The sequence below is a fragment of the Brucella sp. GW823-FHT04E01 genome (assembly GCF_058796175.1).
This window is the reverse complement of sequence record NZ_JBXAIK010000001.1, coordinates 173881-193507: the sequence shown is the minus strand read 5'-3', so window position 1 is coordinate 193507 and position 19627 is coordinate 173881. Positions and strand designations below refer to the sequence as shown.

The window sequence follows — 19627 nt, the reverse complement described above, 5'->3', positions numbered from 1 at the left end:
GTGCGTCATGGCCGTATTCGACCGTATGGATAGAGTGATCAGCAAGACGGTCGATCGGGTCAACGCGATCCCGTTCGTATTTACGCCGCAAGCATCTACACCGAACGGTAGATCTGGCCCTGACGCAACCCGTCAAGTCGTCAACGGCAAAGGCATCTTCGATTACGTCTCAGTCGAATACGGCGTGCAGCTCGGCGTGCGTCGATCCTACCGTGAGGCGAACGACTTGCGTTCGCTCCAGTCGGGAAGAGATCCGCAGCTTTCGATTGACCGCAGGTATTTTCCAATTGGTCGCGAGGAGCCGAAGCAAGGCGACTTGATCGTCTTCCCAACCCGGCCGGAACTTCCTGACTTCCAGGTCGTCTCGTCACAGCGAGATGGCCTCTCCCGTATGGTCATGAAGCTTGTGCAGCTTGGAGGTCAGGCATGAGCGTGTATCGTAGCATCGTCCGTTTATCTGCAGTCTGCGCGCTGAACAATTACATGGAAGAGCCGTGGCCTACACTGGCTGGCCCTTACATTTTCGATTCCAAGATCGAGCCAGTCGAAGACATGAAGATCGACCGGGTATTTCCATGCGTCGTCGTCTACACCGATTACGACAAAGACCCATGGCCAAAGGCTGGCCGGGTGCATGACGACCGCTTCATGTCACTCACGTTCGAAATGCTCGTGGTGCAGACGGTAAAAAACCGAGAGGGTTCCAATACGCCGGAGCCGTACAGTCTCGAATGTCCATCGACGGACAGCGAAATTGAGACGACACTGGATGCCCTCGAGCTTCAAATGTTTCGTGCTCTGACAAAGGGCACCGTGGCAAGCGACGCGTTCAATTATATTTGCCCGGCATACCACACGGTCATCAGCCGCCGAGGTGCGTCTGTAGAAGGAGGCTTGCGACTGGCTGCCCGACAGATCACGGTTGAAATGAAGGCCCTCCGAGAAAATGCCGTCGGCGCGATACCTGCGCAGATTGCCCCCTTCCTCGACAGGCTCCAGAGCTTCCCTGATTATAGCGACCGGGTTGATGACATCATCGCCTTGCTTACTGCCAACGCGGCCGACACCCCGAACGACCGGGCAATGAAGACGCTCGGGTATACTCGCGATTTGTCTGAACGCCTCGGGGCTCCAGCGGGGGTCATGCCCGTCTTGAAGACGCCTATTGTATGGCACCATCAGGGGATATCTCTATGACCCCTTTCACGATCTTTGACAAACTGATCGAGCGGCTCGAGGTCGTAGAATCCGTCGTACGCCGTATGGCTGTCAGGCAGAACAATATGTTCCGCGAAGGCATCGTGAAGGAAATCGACTACGAAAATGGCACTGTCATTGTCGAAGCGCACGGCATCGATTCACCGCCTACTTCGTGGTCAGAACAGGCAGGCGACATAAACGAGTGGACGCCGCCATCAATTGGGCAGCGGGTAATTCTCGTGTCTCCCGACGGCGAGCTTGCCAAGTCTTTCATGATCAAGGGTGGTTTCACCGAAGACACGCCACAGCCGCACAATAAGGGCGGGGAGAAGCGCGTCGTGATTGGCAGTGCAACAATAACTCATACCGCCGATGGCCTCTTCATTGAGGTTGGCGGTACGACATTCCATTTCACCGCCAAGGGTTTCGTTCAGACCGGAGGCAAGCAGGAACATGACGGCAAGGATGTCGGCAGCACGCACATCCATGGCGGAGTTGTGCCTGGTGGTGCGAACACCGACGTTCCCGCGAACTAAGGAGAAGACCAATGAGCAGCAAGAAGACTTACATCGTGAAGGCTGAAGGCTTCATCGCAGGAGCGCACCGGAACAAAGGTGACCGTCTCCAGCTGACTGAGCGCGAGGCAAAGTATCTCGTGCTCTCGGGGCTGGTCAGCGAAACCCACGCCAAGACCGAAGCGCCGAAGCAGGAGCCCTCCCCGGCCGCCTTGGATAAGAAGACGCGCTAATGGCTAGGGTTGGCATTGACGCAACTACGGGTCGATGCCTTTTCGGATGGGACCATTGTCTGCAGAGCATAATCACCATCCTTACGACCGAACTGCGAGAACGTGTTCAGTTGCGAGGGTTCGGCTCTAACGTTCCGAACATTATCGACCGACCGCAAGTAACGGAATCCATCATCGATCTGTACGTCGCAACGGCTCAGGCTCTTGAGCCTCGTATCGTTGAAGGCAGGCAGCTTGGCGAACCGGGTTTCGTTCTACTTCGAGCCAATGTCGATGCGGAAACGCCGGGAATTGTCCGGCTGCAAGTGGCTGGAGTGTTTTTCGAGAACGGCCACCTTGGTGATTATTCAAACCCTGTCGAGCGTACCGCCATTCTCGCCCTCAAGGAAATCGACGGGGGTGTTCTGGTCGTAAGCTGATATCTGCCCATTCGAGAGGAAGTGAAAGTGGCTATCGACCTCACCCTTGTTCCGTTTCCGGATGTGATCGAAACTCTCGACTACGAAACCATCCTGCAAGAGCGCATCGCTGACTTTAAAATGCGGTGGGAAGAAGTGCGGAAAACGAAACCCGAACTTCCTGCCTACAATGTGGAGCTGCTTGAAACAGATCCCGCGATGATCGCTATTCAATCGTCGGCCTACAGGGAGATGTTCTGGCGCGCGCGAGGTAACCAGATCGCCCGCGCTCTGATGCTGGCTTCTACAACCGGAACGGATCTCGATAACTTCGCAGCCGATTTCGGCATGACGCGCCGAATTATCCGAAACGATGATGCAGGCAATCCAGTCTACGAAAGCGACGAAGAGTTTCGGCAACGCCGAAATCTGGCGCCTGATGGTTACGCTGCAGCCGGACCAGAAGACGCTTATCGCTTTTTCGCTTGGTCCGCTGACGGCTCTATCAAGCAGGTCGAAGCTGTCAAAGGGGACGATAACCGTTGCGATATAATTTTGCTCGGGCGCGAGGGTGACGGTTCGGTTTCGCAAGAGGTCGTGGCAAAGGTTTACAAGGCCTTATCCGCCAAAGTCCGGCGGCCGCTCACGGACAACACTTACGTGCGGTCTTCCACCATCTTGCGCCAACCAATCCGAGTAGCGGTCACGGCCCCCACGGGGCCAGACATTTCTACCCTCAAAGCCAAAGCGAAGGCATCTATCACCGCATATGCCGCATCCAGATCCGCGATCGGAACGGTTTTGCGTGTCGACGGCATCATTGGCGCGGCACACAAAGACAATGCGCTCGAAAGTGTGACGGTCATTGAGCCCGTCGGTGACATCGACCCGGGCAAGTATGGTGCTGTCTTCGTGCCTGAAATCACAGTGGAGTAGGCGTGATGCAAAATGAAGCGTCTTTACTTCCCCTGAATGCGACCGACTTTGAAAAGGTGCTGGAAGGGATCGACGCATTTGCCCTATCCAGGGTGGATCTGGAACTCGTCAAGAATATGCGAGATCCGTTCCTGTGTTCGGTTTCGCATCTCCCATTTCTTGCGTGGGGTCGGGGCGTCGACCTCTGGAGAGACAGCTGGCCAGAATGGAAGAAGCGCAGAATAACGGCCGAAATCTATGGCATGAAGGGACTGAAGGGGACGCTACCCGGCATCAATAAGTACCTGAGCTATATGGATGCTGAGATTTATGACGCCGTGATCCCGCCTGTTGGCATCTATGTGACCGAGTATTCCCGGGATTCACTGGATAATTGGCGTTCGCAGTTTCCCGAATTAAGGCTCTATCCTTACGCCATTCCAGGTGAGCGTCCAACATTCGCTATCGGCAACGGTCGTAAGACAGTACCCGGTTATGTTGGTGGGTTCTTCGTCACTGAAAACCAAGCAGCGCGCTATTACGGACGTCGGGCGACCCTTGTCGAAGACGGGGTCGAAACTGAAATACGTTCCTTCGATCAGTTGCGATCATGGGGAAGTGACGTCGCTCTCGGAGTAACGACGTTCGCTATTCCAGCCGAAGCTTCGCCCATCGACACGGTCGTCGACCATTGTTTCGTCGGCCATTCGTTTCTCAGCGCCAAGAATCGCGGCCGCCTGATAACGATTGGCACTGACGGAACATTTGGCTCTGGCCAAATTCCGGCAGGCATCGAAAGTGTAGCGCCCCTGAACATCGCGCCTGAGCGAGTGTATGAACGCCACCGCGCACGCCATCTTGAACCGTTCATGTCTGGCGCGGTCCCGTCCGGAATGGGGTACAGCTTCGTATATTCTGACGAGGCGGCTCAGTACATTTATGACCGATGGCGGCTCCTCGACGACCGCAAGGTGGTGGTTGCGCCAGTTGGCGGCATGCTGGCGCCGTTCATCGGCTACAGCTACATCGGCCTTACGCCGTTTACGGCCCTCCTCCGGGTCAAGGCAACGTATCGACGTGAGGGCCTCTGGTCTTACGTTGGTCATTCTTACGTGGGGCAGATGCACGTCGGCCTAACGACTGAACGCGTGAATGAAGTTGGAGAAGCGATCTACAGATCGCGCTCACTTCGTGACCAGATTTGGTTCACGACCGCGACCTACCGACCCATGAAAATCAACGATTTGAGTTTCGCTGCCATCCAGCCATGGGAAGGCATGATTCCTATTGAGAGGACTTCATTATGAAGATCGCCCGTTTTACGGCCAACCAGAACGCGGTTCTTACCGATTTCGAAAACCTCGCGGAATTTCCACGGGATGCACTTGATACTCTTATCCAGGCGGCGATCAGTGGACAACTGGACGCTTGCTATGCGGGTGCATCAGTTTCGAAGACTGGCACGACGCAGGTGACCGTTGAGGCACCGATTATCCTCTTCAAGGATGCGAAGCTCTACACCGGGCCTGAAACCCCGAGCAACCAGAATTTCTTGGCGCACATGCCAACGTCGGGGAACCGTCGCATTGTTGCCATCATGCTGCAGGCTCAGACCGTACAGGATGCAACCGAGCCGCGTGACTTCGTCGTCAATGGTTCGGTCTATCCACCGCAGGTCGACCCACAGCCTACGGCAACCGTCGAATGGCGTAAGGCCGCAATTGCAATCCAGCTCGGCGATCAAGCGCCGTCGCCATCAAAGCCCGTTGTCGACAGTGCCAATACGGTTATCGCTTGGGTAACGCTTTCGTCGACCGAGATCGTGACCGTCGAGCAGAATGTGACGAACCGGATCAATACCCTTCGTTCGATCAATTCGCGCGTCCAGGTGCTGGAAGAATGGCGGGATGAAACTCAGCCCGTCGTCGAGGGCTTGAAAACTGACGTCGCGAAGCTTGTTGCCTCGAATGCAGAAAAAATGTCCAGAGACATGCAGGTGTATTTGCTCGAGCAGATTGCCCGGTTGTTTGAGCAGACTGGCATGCCGGATGGGAAGTCGTATTCCAAAACCGATCACTTCCTCGATACCAGCGACAGCGACCTCGATAACGTATTGTCGCTCACGAAGGTCGAAGAAGGTATTCGCTTCGCTGACGATAATGCGCAAGAGCATACGCTCGGATTGCTCACCCCCTCCGATACGAGCATCCAGCTGTCGCAAGGCGGATTGGTGCTTCCACGCTATACGGAGAACAATCTGATTTCCATCACGGAGAAATCGACCGAGCACGCTCTGGCGAACGGTGGTTCTCAGACTGTAAATTACACGCTCATGACGACGTCGAAGACGCGCATTCGTTATGGCGACCCTTTCCTCGTTTGCACGAACGCGGCGTGGTGGCAGACCGGACGATATGACAGCGTGAAAGGCGTGTTCTACAAGGATGGCGTCGAATACAACGTCGAGTTTGCAGAACAGCATCCGAGCGGAAATCCAGATCATTCGTTCAAGCGACTTCGGCAAATCTTCATCGACACGTATGAAGAGCCGTATTGGGCCGCCACCGTCGTTCAGGCATCATATACCGGCCAGGTTGCCGGCAATACCTTTATGATGCCACGCTCCGGCTGGGTTACCGGTTTCAATCTGATGCTGAGCCGCGTTGATGCGGGAGGTGGCGACGTCCGCTTGGGCCTGTGTGAAATCTTCGAGAACGGCGCACCGAACTATGCGGCATGTTATGCGATAACTACCGTCGCTTCTGCCGATCTGAAGATTTATCCGGCGAAGACCAAGTTCGCGATTGAACCGACGTTCCTGGAAGGCGGAAAGCGCTATGCTTGGTTTGTCATCACATCCGGCAATCACTGGCTGGCGATGGCAGAAAACAACAAGTACGCGCAGGGCTCGTTCTTTGTATCAACTGATGGCCTGTGGTCGCAGGGCAGCATTTCTCTCGATGCATGCTTTGAAGTGTTGATCGCAGACTTCCACGCACCTCGTGTCACTGTAAACCTCAACGCTTGGAATCTCTCGGGCGGCATCTGCGGGATTGACCTGATGCTTAAGCAGGTCGTGCCGGACGGCTGCACTATTGCGTTCGAGATCCAGGTGGGTTCAGCTTGGCACACGATCGAGCAGGTGGTTAGTGGCTCTTCGCCACTCTATAACCTTCCGGCGAACATCAACGCCCGTATCGTGCTGCTTGGCACCACGGAGCTCATGCCCGGTATCAATCTCGGCCAGTCGAAAGTTACGGTATCTCGTCCGCGGCTGAATGGGGTTCACTTAACCAAACCACGCGTGGCACCGGGTCCGATCAAAGAAGTAATCGAGATACTTATTCTCGAGCACTTCAACGAGGTTAACCACGACCTGTCCTGTGTTATTCAAACGGGCAACAACTTCGATACTGACGTGCAGCCGACGGCGGTAACAGATGAGGTTCAGCCTGACGGATCAGTACGTCGTGTCTTCACCTGGACGCTTGGTACAGCGATCACTTCTTGGAAGCGCAAAACCACTTACACCACGAACTCGGCTTTGACCGTCTTCCTGGTGTCGTCGGCAACGAGCGTTTCCTACCCCTGATTTGATCCCGAAAAACAATCCTAGCCCCGCCTTCGAGCGGGGCTTTTCGTTTTGGAGATATGTGATGGCGAAGCCGCAGATCCAGCCGGACTACCTTTACAAAGTCGAACTCACGAAGAGCGTCAAAATCGGGCGGCTCGTGATCAATCCTTCCAATGCTGCGCGCATACGTGGGGACGCTCTCACCGAGCTGATCTCGCAGGATACCAGCGCCGTTAAAAATTACGAGGCGGTGTGAAATGTCAGATCTGTCTAGCTTCCTCTCATCGACAAACAAGAGCGGTTGGAGCGCCAAGCTCTGGGACGGCTTCATTGAGGCGGTTCAAGCTAGACTGGCGCCTCTCGAAGAAAATCTCGGCATACAGCGCGAGATCACCGACGCGATCATCGCGCGCGGACTCACTGTCATTGAACAGGAGTTAGCGCCGATCGTTCGGCAGGCGGAGGCTTTGCTTGGCGAAACTGGTGCAAACATCGATAGCAAGCTTCAGCGCTTCGAACATAAAGTCACGGGTGGAACCGTCATCGCGCTATCGTCAACGCCAAGCCAATTTCGCGAAGGCGACGATATCGGAATCTATTTAGACGCTGTCGACCGAGAGTTCTTTGCCCCCACCCCTTACATCTCAATATCGCGCGCTTCGACCGTTGCCAATTGGGCCATCGCTAAGGTGAAATCATTTCAGCGTGCGACCGGCCTGCTTGTCGCTACTCTTGAAAAGGTCGAAAACCCAGGTGGTCCATACAATGATTGGGTTCTCACCAGTCTGCCGGGTGCAACTTTCCTGCAGAAGTATTATTACGAGCAGACCGTTGCCCTCCGACAGGCAGTTGGCCGCGACAAAGACGATACCAAGGCGGACCGCCAAGCCGTAAGTACAATGCGTGACGAGGCACAAACTGCACGAGCTGGTGCCGTTGCTGCTCGAAGCGGTTCGGAACAAGTCCTCGCCGATCTTCGCAAAGCCGTTGCTCCACCAATCACTACCCCTTCCAATCCCGTAGAAGGTCAGCTGTGGTGGGACGGCACCATCATGCGCGTGTACCAATCAGGCGTTGGATATGTTCCAACCGTCACAGTGTCGATTGGCGGACGACGCTATGAAAAAGGTGTGTTTGGGGCCAACGCTGATGGTGTGATCACAGTTGGCGGCGGTTTCACTGCGGCGCTTGTCTTTGTTAATGGGGAACTGTTAGACGAAGGCACTCACTATACGGCCGCCAGTCCTACGATCACTGTGCATACCCCGATCGAGGGGGATCGTTTCTTTGTCGAGGCCTACCTGTCGACGAGCGCAGTGGATTATTACACTAAGGAGCAGGTTGACAATAGAATCGGCAGACCGGATGGAATCGCCAGCCTCGACAGCACTGGTAAAGTACCACCCGCGCAATTGCCCGTGTTGACCACTACCGTTACTGTCGGGGCCGCAGTGGCTGGCGCAAATGGCCAAGCGTCCATCGCTGATGGTGATAGTTTTACAGGTGTGTTGGCGGGTACTGGAACCCTTGCCCGTTGGACATGGGGAAACATCAAGTCGGCTCTTACTGCGATTTTCTATTCGAAAGCCGAGGTCAACAATATCGTTGCCGGGAATATGGCCGGACGAGCGTATCCGCGCAGAGCAGACGGCGCGGCCATGAATTTTTCATGGTCGGGGCAAGGCGGTCAGCCGTCTTGGCTTTGGGGTGCGAATGAGCCGGGTACAGATGTTCGCGTCTACAATCCGGCTAACTTCAACGTAAATTACGCAAACAGTGCGAACTATGCGAATAGTGCCGGGAACGCGAATACGGTCGGCGGTTGGTCGCAAGGAACAATTGCAGATCAAGACAACTGGCGGGTGACCGACACTCGTTTCGCCGGCTACGTGGAACATGCAATGGACAGAGACACCGGCTGGCATGCTCCAAGCGGCTATGTCTTCACCTATGCATTCCGCAAAGGTGGTGATCAGTACTTTTTTGGTGCCCGACAGCCGCAAATTCACATTCCCAATGCAGGTTGGCGAGCACTAGGAGGCTGGTAATGAAAATCTTCGGGAAGATGACCGAAACGCCAGAACGGGTTAAAATTCCACCAGTTCAAATCGGCGTGGATGACGACGGAGAACCGATCTTCGGACCAGAACAAGAATACCCCGTCCGGATATTTCGCGATAAAGATGGCGTCGACTGGTTTGACTTGGTCAAACGGTTTCCCCATCCTTTTTACATCGCTGTTGACGATAATAACCGCGTCGTTTCGATGACCGATGATTTTCAGCAATCGCAGATTGCGGGTTATATGATTATCGGCATTGATGAGAATTTCGGGATGACTTTTGGACCCGGCGGCAATGTCTACGGCAAAACATGGACAGGAACCGCAATAATCAGCCCTGAGCCGACGATTGACGATATTGTATCAGAACGGGATCGACGACTGCAGCTTGGTTTCGATTACGACTTTGGGGGTAGCCGGGGGGTCCATCATATAGGTACCACAGAAACAGATATGCGGCGCTGGATGGATGAAGTAACGCCGCTCGCTCAGGCGTTCATTAATCGAAACGATCCAACGGGATCAATTGGTATATTTACCGAAACTGGCCCTGTTACAATCACCGCCGCCGAATGGCAACAAATACTCATTGCGTCAGCAGCCTACCGCCAACCCCTCTATCAAGCGTCATTCGTGCTACAACAAATGCAGCCCATACCCGCTGACTTTACGAATGACCTATATTGGCAGACGACAGCATAAAATAAAGTTGAATTCTGAGCCGTCCGGACTATACCTAGCCGATAGATAGTGGGGGCATAATGGACGGGTCAAACTTCGCATCGGCGTTGCCTATTGTAATGGCAGCATCAGATGAGCATTACTTTCGTAAACATGCTGTCGGTTTTGCAAAATCAGCTCTTGCTGCGGGACACAATGTTCATTTGATCGTGTCTCCTGCACCGGGGCCAGGCCTTTCGCGGCGAGCGAGGCAGTTAGAAAAGGATATCGTTGCGCCTTTTCTTGCTCGATTTGGAGCATTTGACATTGCACGCTTGGTTGTAGAAGTCGTCGAGAACTCTCGTGCTTCGGCAGAAATGGGCGACAACGAGGCTGTGGTTTTTTATCAGTCATTGCGTTTCTTCTATCTTCCGTCGCTTCTTCGGAACTACTGCCGACCGATCGTTATCCTCGATATTGACAGTTTGGTCATGCAGTCAATTCCAGCCAGACACGATGCCGAAGTGGGTCTCTATCTTCGGCTTGGTAATCAGACGGGGAGGACTGACTTCGAACGTGAAGGAATGCAGGTTCTCGGAGCAATGGTCTATGCAGACCCAAAGGGTGTTGGCTTCTTTGATGATGTTGTGAGCTATTTGGACAAGCATCCGAGGCTTTACTACATTGATCAGCATGCGCTCTATCGCACGTTTTTGGCTAATAACGACGTGCGGATTTTTGACCTAGCCGAAACAGGTTGGCTCGACTGGACCTTCAAGCCCGGCGCTACAGTCTGGACGGCAAAAGGGAAAAGGAAGCGTCGAAATTTAACCTACGTGCGCGAGCGATTGCGTCTGGAAGGGCGTGGTGTTCTGGCCACAGCCATTGTCTTGACAGGGTATGCTCTTGGGTTGATCCGCACGTAACAGAACCAGCCGCCTTCGGGCGGCTTCTTTATGACCACCAAGCCCGGCCTCAGCGCCGGGCTTTTTGATTCCACTTCGACAAACCCGGCCCACGTGCCGGGTTTTGTCGTTTACACGGAGCCGATCAAATGACGGACATCTATCTTCACGGCGTCGAGACGGTCGAACAGAATAACGGCCCTCGCCCGGTTGAAACCATCGATACGGGTATTATCGGCCTACTCGGTACTGCACCCGACGCGGACGCAACGCTTTGGCCGATCAACACTGTCGTGCCCATCTATGGTTCGAACGGTACGGTCAAGGGTCTCGGCGCCGCAGGCACGCTGAAAGACGCGATCGATGGGATTTTCGATCAGGCTGGTCGGGTGTCTCAAACTATCCTCGTCGTTCGCGTGGAAGAAGGGGCCAACATCAACGAAACGATGAGTAACATCATCGGTAGCTCGACCAGTTACACCGGCATGCATGCGCTTCGCACAGCGCAGGGCGAGCATGGCTTGAAGCCGAAACTCCTCATCGCTCCTGGTTTTATGGCTGCCCGTCCCTCTGACGGTCTCACCAAGATCAACGTGACCGCCGGTGGCGTCGGCTACACCTCTGCTCCTACCGTTTCCATCACCGGTGGAGGAGGCTTCGGAGCGGAAGCAGTCGCCACGATCAACTCCACCACGGGTATTGTTGACGAGATCGTCATCGTAAAGCCGGGCTTTGGCTACTCCACTGCACCCGCGGTAACTCTGTCTGATGGTGGTGCAACGGAGCAAGCTACGGCCACAGCAACAGTCGGTACTGTCGCCAATCCGGTCACGGTAGAGTTTCTCACTTTGGCCAACCGGTTCCGTGCTGGCGTGATCAAGGACTCGACGGCAACGAACACTTCTGCCGCTATTCAGGACCGCCTCGACTACGACACGGACCGTCTCTTGATCGTCGAGCCGATGGTGAAAGTGTTCAAGGAAGCGGCGGTTGTGAACGAGCCCGCGTCGGCGCGTGTCGCAGGTCTGCAGGCGCGTGTCGACTACAGCGAGGGTTTCTGGGTTTCGCCTTCGAACCACGTTGTGGAAGGCATCGTCGGAATTTCCCGGCCCATCGAGCATTCGATCACCGATCCATCGGCAGAGTCACAGCTTCTCAATAAGAACGCTGTGGCTGCGATCATTCGTGCACCGAGCGGCGGTTTCAAGCTCTGGGGTAGCCGAGTGCCTTCCTCGGACTCGCTGAAGAACTTCTGGTCCGTGCGCCGCGCTCACGACACGATCATTGACTCGGTCGAGATCGCTTCTGAGGCGTTCATCGACAAACCCTTCAGCCTGCAGAACCTGACCGACATCGCTGAGACCGTTAATTCGGCCCTACGTCGGTGGGCTGCTCTTGGTGCAACGCTCGGCGGTCGCGTGTGGCTGGATGCAAGCCTGAACACCAAGGAGAGTTGGGCGTCTGGTCATCTCTACATCAGCTACGACGCTGAAGCCCCTGCTCCGATCGAGCACATCACGTTCATGTTCTCCCGTAACACCGGATACTACACGGTCCTTGCCGAGAACGCCGCTCGTGAGATTGCCCGACTGGCCGGCACCGCCCTCCAGTCGGCGTAACGAAACATCCCGCGCGATAAGGAGATCATCCAATGCGGCATATCTTGCAAGGCTTCACCATGTTCATGGAAGGCCTCGATTTCGGTATCGACACGGAGGAAGTGGAACTCCCGCTTCCTCGCCCCATGACACAGGAATATCGCGGCGGCGGTATGGACCTCGGCGTCAATCAAGCAATGTCGGCCATCGAAGCTCTCGAGGTCACCGTAAAGATGGCTGGTCACAACCCGGACATCATGAAGCGCATGGCGCTTCGTCCCGGCCGCACCACCCGCGTTACCTTCCGTGGCGGTATGCTTCGAGAGCTGGACGGCGGTATCGATCCTCATGTCTGCATCGTGGAAGGCGCCATCAACGGAAGCTCCCGCGACCGCTGGCAGCGTGGCGAAAAGAGCGGTGTCGAGTTCCTCATGAACTCGATCAAGTACATGCGCTACGAGGCCGGTACGGACGTTATCCACGAACTCCAGGCATGGCCGCCTAAGCGGATCATCAACGGCGTCAATCAGCTCGCCGAACTCAATCAGGCGCTCGGCTACTAAGCCGGGCGTTTTCTTTTTCAGGAGAGTGGAATGAACCAGGTCACGAAGTCTCTCAGCCGAGAGGAAATCGCGAGGGTGGAAGCTCGCCAGGCGGAAACGAAGACACTTCAGGAAGCGATTGCAAAGACGCCTCCCCGCTTCGTTGATGGTGATAAGGGTCGAGCGATGGTTATCGATCTCGATTTCCCCGTCGAATACGACGGCATCACCTACAGCCAGATCACCATCCGCCGGCCGATCATCCGAGAATGGCGCGCTTATGTTCAGGAGTGCGCTCAGGCCGTGAAGGAACATGGCGAAGGTGCGGACGAGACTATCGACATGCCTTGGGTCAGCGCCCCGGCAGTTGTTCTCGAAAGCCTTGACTTTGTGGACGGCTCCCGCGTGGAGGCGGCGCAAGAAGGTTTTTTCGCACAGTCAACGTTACCCCCCGAGGAGGGTACGGAGAACCAATCCCCGCAAGAATCCAAGTCTGGCTGAGCATTGCCTTCAAGGTAATGCGCGAAAGCAGCGGCGGGGTCTCCCTTGAATCCATTCTGGATATGACGTTCCCCGAACTCGTTGAGCTTTGGGCGGAGGCTATCCAGCTGCAATAGGTGGATAGTCATGGCATCTCGTGTCGCTACCCTTCGTCTTCAACTGATCGATTCCGCCAGCGGCCCGGCCAAGAAGACCTCTGAAGCCCTCAAGGCTCTCGAGTCTTCGATTGGTAAGCTCGGCCGCAACGGCGTAGCTGGTGCCAAAAACCTTGGCAACCAGCTCGACTATCTCCGTCGTAAGGCTGCGGCGGTCGGTGACTTCCGTGAGTTGCGGCGCGGTACTGCTGCCGCCTTCGGTGAGTTCCGTACGGCTCGCGCGCGGGTGAAGGAACTGGAGGCGGCGCTCGCGGCCGTCACCAGACCTACGGCTAAAATGAATGCCGAGATGCGCACCGCAAGGAGCGTGTTGAAGACCGCAACTACGGCTTTCAAAGAGCAGCGAACCGCTGTTCGCTCGGCAGAGCAGGCATTGAAATCCTTCAGCGTCAACAGCCGGACGGGTGTCTCATCCTCGCAGCGTCAGATCCGCAATGAAATGGCGCAGACCATCCGCAAGATGCGCGAGATGGAACGTGAGGCGCGCAAACCTAAGCCTCCGCAACAGCAGCCGCCCGGACGGAGACCAAGTGGGCCGTCGGTAGGCGGTGTCGCCGCTGGTGCCGTTGGTGGCTACGCAGCCCACCGCGCGGGTGGAATCGCTCGAAACGCTTTCTTGGACACAGTGTCCTACGATCAGGCCAAGTCATATCGTGACGCTCTCGGCTACGACGCGTTCGATGCGTCCGGTCGAGCGGCCATGAACCAGCAGGCCGAGAAGATCGGTTATGAAACCCGCTTCACCAACGCTGACGTTGTCCGTGGTCAGGTAGGCTTGCTTCAGGGTGGTATCCGTGATGCGGACGCCATCATCAACGCAATGCGCCCGATCACAGACTACGCTCTGGCGATGGGCGTCACGCTGGAAGAGGCAACGGAAACAATCCGAAGCTCCACACAGATCCGGCAGATATCCTTGACCGACGCCAAAGCCGTAACCACCTTCGTGGACTCACTGGTCTGGATGGCGAAGAACGCAGGTATGGATGACAGCGACGTTCGCCAATATGTCCGGTATGGCGGAAGCGCCATGCAGAGCGTCGGCCTACCCGACCCGGTTGCCAACGCGATGGGCGTCGTGCTTCGGCGCTCAGGTTACAAGGGCGATGAGGCCGGTGTCTTTGCACGAACGGCTGCCGCAAAGCTCGGCGCTCCGACCAATCCCGGTCGCTTGGCATTGCAGACCATGGGGCTGAATTTCGATGACTACGTGACGCAGCCTGATGCCTTCAAGGTGAATGGCATTGCCAAAATGATCCAAGAAAACTTCGGTGTTCGGTTGAACAAGGACATTCAGGATCAGATCACGAAGTACATCGAGGAAGGCACATTCTTCAACGAGGATCTCGGCGAAGAGATGCCAGTCGGCAGCGACCGCGGCATGTTCACCTCCGGTATCATGGACATCATTGAGCCGTTATTCGGTAAGATGTCGGCCAAGGACAAGAAGGACGTCGCCAAAAAGCTCGGCGATTTCCATAAGTTCAGTGCAGAGAGCGTCGACTCCGAGCGCTTGCTTATGGATGTTTTGAAGTCGGACCCGACGATAGCTCAGCTCAATGCGCTCTTCACGCAGAGGCAAGGCGCTCGTGCTTCCGTTCTCTCAAAGCGCTTTCCTGAGTTCCTGCAGGCCATACAGCTGATGCAGAACACGCCAGAAAACATCACCAACACAATTGGCGTGAAGGCGAACGAAGGGCTTTACGGTGATTACACTCGGGCAACGGGTGCTATTGAAACCGCATTGATCAAGGTGGTCGAAGACTGGAACAAGCCGATTAGCTCCGTTCTCAAGTCCGTTGACTGGCTGGCTTCCGAGTTCACGCAGCTGAGTGAAACCACTCGTCGAGTTATCGAAGCCTTGGGTGCGCTTGCTCTGGCCGCAGGTGGCTATGCTGCCATGCGGGCGGGTCGAGGCATCCTCGGTAGAATCCTTGGCGGTGGTGGCGGTGCTGCAGCAGGTGCTGCGGCTAGCAAAGCCTCGACCGTGGCGGGCGCTGCAACCAAGGGTGCATGGCTCGGCAAGGCTATGAAGTTTGGCGGCAAGGCTCTCGGTCTGGCCGACCTTCTGTTTCTAAGAGGGTCGACAGCCAACAACCCCTACTTGGATGCGTCGGAAGAAGACCGGCAGAAGATGCGGGACGAGGCTCGAAAGCAAGCCGAAGCGCATAACGCGGCCAACCCGGACCAGCAGTTCGGCCCTTGGATCAAGCGCATGCTCCTCGGCAAGGCGGCGGACCCGAACTTCAACTTCCGTGAGCACATGGGTGTCAAGACCAAGGCCAGTGGCGGAGGTCAGCCGGGTGCGCAGGACGATCTGGGAGCCATTACGGCGTCGTGGCCGGCGGCAGCGCAGCAAGGTATTCAGGGCTACATCCAAGCCTTGGCGACTGGCGGCGCTGAAGCTGAGGCCAAGGCGGCTGCGACTGGCGAACAGATCAAGCAGGCTCTTACGATCAACGGATCTCTGTCGATTGACACCAGCCAGCTTGAACGGGCGCTCGGCCTTGCTCGCCAGCTTTCCGGCGCAGTTCGCGGGGGGGCAGTTGTTTCGCCTTCAGGCGGGTCACTCGATCCGAAGCTGGACGGCAAGCGTGCATCTGGTGGCCCCGTGAAAAAAGGCGGCATCTACCAGATCAACGAGAAAGGCCAAGAGCTGTTCGCCCCCGGTGCGAACGGCACGATCATCCCGAACCATAAGATCGGTGGTGGCGGGGTTACCGTTCACGCTCCCATCAATGTTGGCGTCACAATCAGCGGCGGTGGAGATGTGGCCTCAATCAAAGCAGCCATTCGGGAAGGCGTCGAAGAGGCTGTCAATCAACTCAACGCTAAACTCTCGCGATCGCTCGAGACAAGTTGGAGCAACTTAGCTTACGGAGACGCATGATGCTTATGGCTTGGGGACCGTTTCGGTTCACAGTACCGAATTACTCGGTCGAGACAATCCGACGCTCTCTGTCGCCACGCATGGAGGAGCAGCCCGTTATCGGTGCAGCTCCTCTCTTACATCGCCTTGGCCCAGGCGCCGAGGAGATCACACTCGAGTCAACATTCCATCCCCGGCACTTCAACGGCCGGGGGCTGGCTCAGCTCGCGGGCGTGCGGGAAGCAGTTAATGCACTCATCCCTCTGCACCTCGTGCACATCAACGCAGCTGGACAGAACATATTTGGCCAATGGCTGGCAACGTCGATCAGTAATGAGGAAACGGTATTTGACAATGCGGGCACTCCGCAGACGGTTACCGTGAACCTTGCCTTGAAGCGTTACGATCAGTCACCAGCTCGGATGGCTGCGCTCTCGCTGTCAGCCGGTGGCATCTCGTTATCCGGTGGCATCGGCGCAGGTGGTTCGTTCAGCGTTTCTCTGAGGCTTGGATTCTGATGCCAGTTCCCAAATTCTCAATCAGCGCGAACGGCGTCGACATTACCGCTCGGCTTGCAGGTTCCGGTGTATCGATGACGATCACGGACAATGTCGGAGCAAAATCCGACACGTTGTCGATAGTGCTTGATGACGTCGACGGCTCAATAGCCGCGCCGAAGACGGGGGCTATACTTAACCCGGTTGGCGGATACGAAGGGCGGATGCGTGACTTCGGTCAATTCTCCGTGGACTCCGTCGTCTTCTCAGGCTGGCCGCAGAAAATTACGATCCAAGCCAAGTCGGTCGCGGCCAAGTCCCTTGCAAAGCAGCGAGATCCAAAGGCATATCCGCAGAAAGATTTCGCCACCTATGGGGACATTTTCGCTGATGTGGTTGGCCGCGTAGGTTTGTCGCTCAGCATCTCAGACAGTATCAAAGCGGCGGTTAATGTCTACGAGGCTCAAACCGAAGAGAGTTCGCTCGAGTTCATGACCCGCATTGGCGACAAGCTTAACGCCTCGGTCACAGTCAAGGCGGGACATGTCGTCGTCGTTGCACGAGGCGAAGGTGTAAGCGCCAGTGGCGTAGAGCTTCCTATCGTTAACATCGCGCGCGGTGTGAACTTGCTCAGCTATTCTGTAACGGAGAAGGACGAGCCGAAACACTCAACCGTTGAAGCTTCCTACTACGACCGGAAGAAGAGTAAGAAAGAAACCGTCGAAGAATCGACAGGTCTCGACGGTCCCAAATTCTGCATCCGCACTCCGCACCAGAATAGAGATGAGGCAAAGCGGGCCGCTACGGCGCAGGCCAAGAAGCTGGTGCGTGACACCCGAGAAGCTTCCTTCGAAATCGATGGCGATCCATTCGCACAAGCCGGAGCGAATGCTTATGCCAGTGGATGCCGATCGAATGTCGACGGCACTTGGTCGATAACAACAGTGGTTCATAACTTTTCAGCCAGCGGTGCTTACACAAACTCCCTCTCCTGCTCTGGAACAAACGAGAGCAATGGCTCGAAACGCTCAGAGAAAGCTTCCTCGCCTACCAAGAAGAAAGCAAACCCCGCAGGCGCCATGCCTCGCGATGGCTCACAACTGGAGTCCGGTGCTCCGAGCCTAACGGGTGATCCCGGCTCTAACGTTGGATAGGAGGCGCTAATGCTGGACCGCGTGGTTACAAGCATCACTGGTGAGAATGTCTATATCACCATCGACGGCGACGTTCTCGACGCTATCGCTTACGCCTACTACGGCAAGCACGGGAAAAATTCAGAGGCATTGCTGGAAGCAAATCCTGACGTGCTGAAATACGGCCCCATTCTGCCGGCCGGCGTGCGAGTCAAGCTCCCCACCATTTCCCAGGAAGAAAAGGCTCAGTCGTTCAAGAGCCTTTGGGACTGATCGTCACCCTCACAGGATGACGTAGCCCGCCTGCTTCCCCTTCCACCCGGAGCGGGCGGGCGCACCAAACATTGAACAGGAGAAACATCATGTCGCGCATTCCGGCGCAATGGATGCCGCGCGTCCCTATGAAGCGCATCATCTGCCATTGGACGGCTGGCACGAACACGGCCAACGACGTCGACAAGAAGGCGTACCACATCCTCGTACAGGGAGACGGCACAACAGTGCGCGGTGTGGCGTCGATCTCGGCGAACTCTGGCAAACTGTCCGATACCTATGCCGCTCACACGCTTAACTGCAATACCGATTCCATCGGGATCTCGATGTGTGGCATGGCTGGAGCGGTGGAATCTCCGTTCAACGCTGGCAAGCATCCCATCACTCAGGTGCAGTGGGGCGCACTTATCGAAGTGGTGGCCGAGTTAGCTACGTTCTATGGGATCGAGGTCACGCCGAAAACCATTCTGTTCCACGCTGAGGTCCAGGCGAACCTCGGGATCAAACAGAAGAACAAGTGGGACGTCACTCGCCTACCCTTCAACAGCAGTATTTCCGGCGCAGCTACCGTCGGCAACCTAATGCGATCCGAAGTCTCGTCCCGCATGAAAAGCGACAATTCTGTCGCGCTTGAACCTATTCCGACAGGTGCGATTGCCGCGACCGTTCGCCTTGCGAAGACCCGCAGTCAGAAGAATGGCCCCGACTCCGGCAGCATACCTTCTGGCACGACGGTTGAAGTGGTCGCGGTCGATGGGCTGTTCATCCAGGTCGAAACGCCGGCTGGCTTCCTCGTATGGGCCGACCGCGCTGACTTCGAAGTGATCGATGGCCCGGATACCGAATCCGAAACAAAGCCCGACCCCAAGCGCCAGAACATCGCAGACATTCGAAAGCTTCTCGACGACCTCGAAGCTAACCTCGACTGACTAGTTGGCCGCTGAGGCGGCATAGTAGGAGACACACCATGCATTATTCCCTCAAAGCACTTTCCGCGTATGTCATTCTCGCGTTGGTCAGTGCAACCATCATCTTGATCGGCACCATCGCGGGAGCCATGGCACAGGACGCAACGACTTCGGTCCCGGTGTCGTCCATCTTCAATGTCTTCATGCCGTACATACAGGAAGCCGCCTTCGCTCTTGTAGCTGCAGCCATAGGCTGGCTCCTCGTAAAATGGTCGAAGCTTACCGGCTTGAATATTGAAGCCAGTCATCGTGACGCTCTTCAAACCACGCTACAGAACGCCGTCAACTTCGCACTTAATCGACTCGAAGATAAAGCAAACAAGGCTTCCATCGACGTCAAGAGTGCAATTCTCGCTGCCGGTATCGACTACGTTCTCAAGTCTGCACCGGACGCAGTGCGGTTCTTTGGACTGACGCCCGAACGTTTGGGTGATCTCCTCGAGGCGAAGCTGACCGTTTACCCGGCCGTCGGCGAGTTGGCGCCTTATGAAGAGTCTCCGAAAGCGGGAGGCGGGAGTGCTTGAAACACTTCTATCGGCGCTGGCCGGGATGTTGGTCTCGCTGATCCGGGATCTGATCAAAGATTGGCGCTATGAGCGCAGTCTGAAGGATCTCGGCCGCTCTGAAGC

21 protein-coding genes are annotated in these 19627 nt (G+C 56.0%); all 21 read left to right on the top strand.

Going from position 1 to position 19627, the window contains the following annotated elements; all coding sequences use genetic code 11:
• Positions 1–7 precede the first annotated feature (7 nt).
• Complete coding sequence (locus AC1RHM_RS00940) at positions 8–430, top strand: hypothetical protein (RefSeq protein WP_492332364.1); 423 nt, start codon at positions 8–10, stop codon at positions 428–430.
• Positions 427–1197 carry a hypothetical protein gene (locus AC1RHM_RS00935; protein WP_492332363.1) on the top strand — a complete coding sequence of 257 codons (771 nt, stop codon included), beginning with the start codon at positions 427–429 and terminating at the stop codon, positions 1195–1197. Before AC1RHM_RS00940 ends, AC1RHM_RS00935 begins: the two co-directional genes overlap by 4 nt.
• Positions 1194–1736, top strand: coding sequence for a hypothetical protein (locus AC1RHM_RS00930; protein WP_492332362.1), 543 nt, complete (start codon positions 1194–1196; stop codon positions 1734–1736). Before AC1RHM_RS00935 ends, AC1RHM_RS00930 begins: the two co-directional genes overlap by 4 nt.
• Positions 1737–1747: 11 nt before the next feature.
• Positions 1748–1948 carry a hypothetical protein gene (locus tag AC1RHM_RS00925; RefSeq protein WP_492332361.1) on the top strand — a complete coding sequence of 67 codons (201 nt, stop codon included), beginning with the start codon at positions 1748–1750 and terminating at the stop codon, positions 1946–1948.
• Entirely contained in the window at positions 1948–2367 is a 420-nt protein-coding gene (locus AC1RHM_RS00920; protein WP_492332360.1) for a GPW/gp25 family protein, read from the top strand. Before AC1RHM_RS00925 ends, AC1RHM_RS00920 begins: the two co-directional genes overlap by 1 nt.
• Positions 2368–2394: 27 nt before the next feature.
• Positions 2395–3282 (top strand): baseplate assembly protein, encoded by an 888-nt coding sequence (locus tag AC1RHM_RS00915; RefSeq protein ID WP_492332359.1) that lies wholly within the window; start codon positions 2395–2397, stop codon positions 3280–3282.
• Between the two features lie 5 nt (positions 3283–3287).
• Positions 3288–4568, top strand: a complete 1281-nt coding sequence (locus AC1RHM_RS00910) for a phage tail protein I (RefSeq protein ID WP_492332358.1) — start codon at positions 3288–3290, stop codon at positions 4566–4568.
• Positions 4565–6853 (top strand): hypothetical protein, encoded by a 2289-nt coding sequence (locus tag AC1RHM_RS00905; protein ID WP_492332357.1) that lies wholly within the window; start codon positions 4565–4567, stop codon positions 6851–6853. The genes AC1RHM_RS00910 and AC1RHM_RS00905 overlap by 4 nt, the downstream gene beginning before the upstream one ends.
• 64 nt (positions 6854–6917) lie before the next feature.
• Positions 6918–7091: a hypothetical protein gene (locus AC1RHM_RS00900; protein ID WP_492332356.1), complete on the top strand. Its 174-nt coding sequence runs from the start codon at positions 6918–6920 to the stop codon at positions 7089–7091.
• A 1-nt stretch (position 7092) separates the two neighbouring features.
• Positions 7093–8883, top strand: coding sequence for a hypothetical protein (locus AC1RHM_RS00895; RefSeq protein WP_492332355.1), 1791 nt, complete (start codon positions 7093–7095; stop codon positions 8881–8883).
• The gene (locus AC1RHM_RS00890) at positions 8883–9599 is read left to right on the top strand and encodes a hypothetical protein (RefSeq protein WP_492332354.1); all 717 of its coding nucleotides are present in this window, start codon (positions 8883–8885) and stop codon (positions 9597–9599) included. The genes AC1RHM_RS00895 and AC1RHM_RS00890 overlap by 1 nt, the downstream gene beginning before the upstream one ends.
• 59 nt (positions 9600–9658) lie before the next feature.
• Positions 9659–10483 carry a hypothetical protein gene (locus AC1RHM_RS00885; protein ID WP_492332353.1) on the top strand — a complete coding sequence of 275 codons (825 nt, stop codon included), beginning with the start codon at positions 9659–9661 and terminating at the stop codon, positions 10481–10483.
• Between the two features lie 128 nt (positions 10484–10611).
• Positions 10612–12081, top strand: coding sequence for a phage tail sheath subtilisin-like domain-containing protein (locus tag AC1RHM_RS00880; protein WP_492332352.1), 1470 nt, complete (start codon positions 10612–10614; stop codon positions 12079–12081).
• 32 nt (positions 12082–12113) lie between these two features.
• On the top strand, positions 12114–12623 hold the full coding sequence (locus tag AC1RHM_RS00875; protein ID WP_492332351.1) for a phage major tail tube protein: 510 nt from the start codon (positions 12114–12116) through the stop codon (positions 12621–12623).
• Positions 12624–12653: 30 nt separating this feature from the next.
• A complete protein-coding gene (locus AC1RHM_RS00870) occupies positions 12654–13103 on the top strand; it encodes a phage tail assembly protein (RefSeq protein ID WP_492332350.1) in 450 nt (149 codons plus the stop codon).
• 126 nt (positions 13104–13229) lie between these two features.
• On the top strand, positions 13230–16148 hold the full coding sequence (locus AC1RHM_RS00865) for a phage tail tape measure protein (protein ID WP_492332349.1): 2919 nt from the start codon (positions 13230–13232) through the stop codon (positions 16146–16148).
• Positions 16145–16645 (top strand): phage tail protein, encoded by a 501-nt coding sequence (locus tag AC1RHM_RS00860; RefSeq protein ID WP_492332348.1) that lies wholly within the window; start codon positions 16145–16147, stop codon positions 16643–16645. Before AC1RHM_RS00865 ends, AC1RHM_RS00860 begins: the two co-directional genes overlap by 4 nt.
• Before the next feature lie 74 nt (positions 16646–16719).
• Positions 16720–17778 carry a phage late control D family protein gene (locus AC1RHM_RS00855; protein WP_492332347.1) on the top strand — a complete coding sequence of 353 codons (1059 nt, stop codon included), beginning with the start codon at positions 16720–16722 and terminating at the stop codon, positions 17776–17778.
• 9 nt (positions 17779–17787) lie between these two features.
• Positions 17788–18030 (top strand): tail protein X, encoded by a 243-nt coding sequence (locus AC1RHM_RS00850; protein ID WP_492332346.1) that lies wholly within the window; start codon positions 17788–17790, stop codon positions 18028–18030.
• 89 nt (positions 18031–18119) lie between these two features.
• Positions 18120–18959 (top strand): peptidoglycan recognition protein family protein, encoded by an 840-nt coding sequence (locus tag AC1RHM_RS00845; RefSeq protein ID WP_492332345.1) that lies wholly within the window; start codon positions 18120–18122, stop codon positions 18957–18959.
• A 38-nt stretch (positions 18960–18997) separates the two neighbouring features.
• Positions 18998–19522 carry a hypothetical protein gene (locus AC1RHM_RS00840; RefSeq protein ID WP_492332344.1) on the top strand — a complete coding sequence of 175 codons (525 nt, stop codon included), beginning with the start codon at positions 18998–19000 and terminating at the stop codon, positions 19520–19522.
• Positions 19523–19627 lie beyond the last annotated feature (105 nt).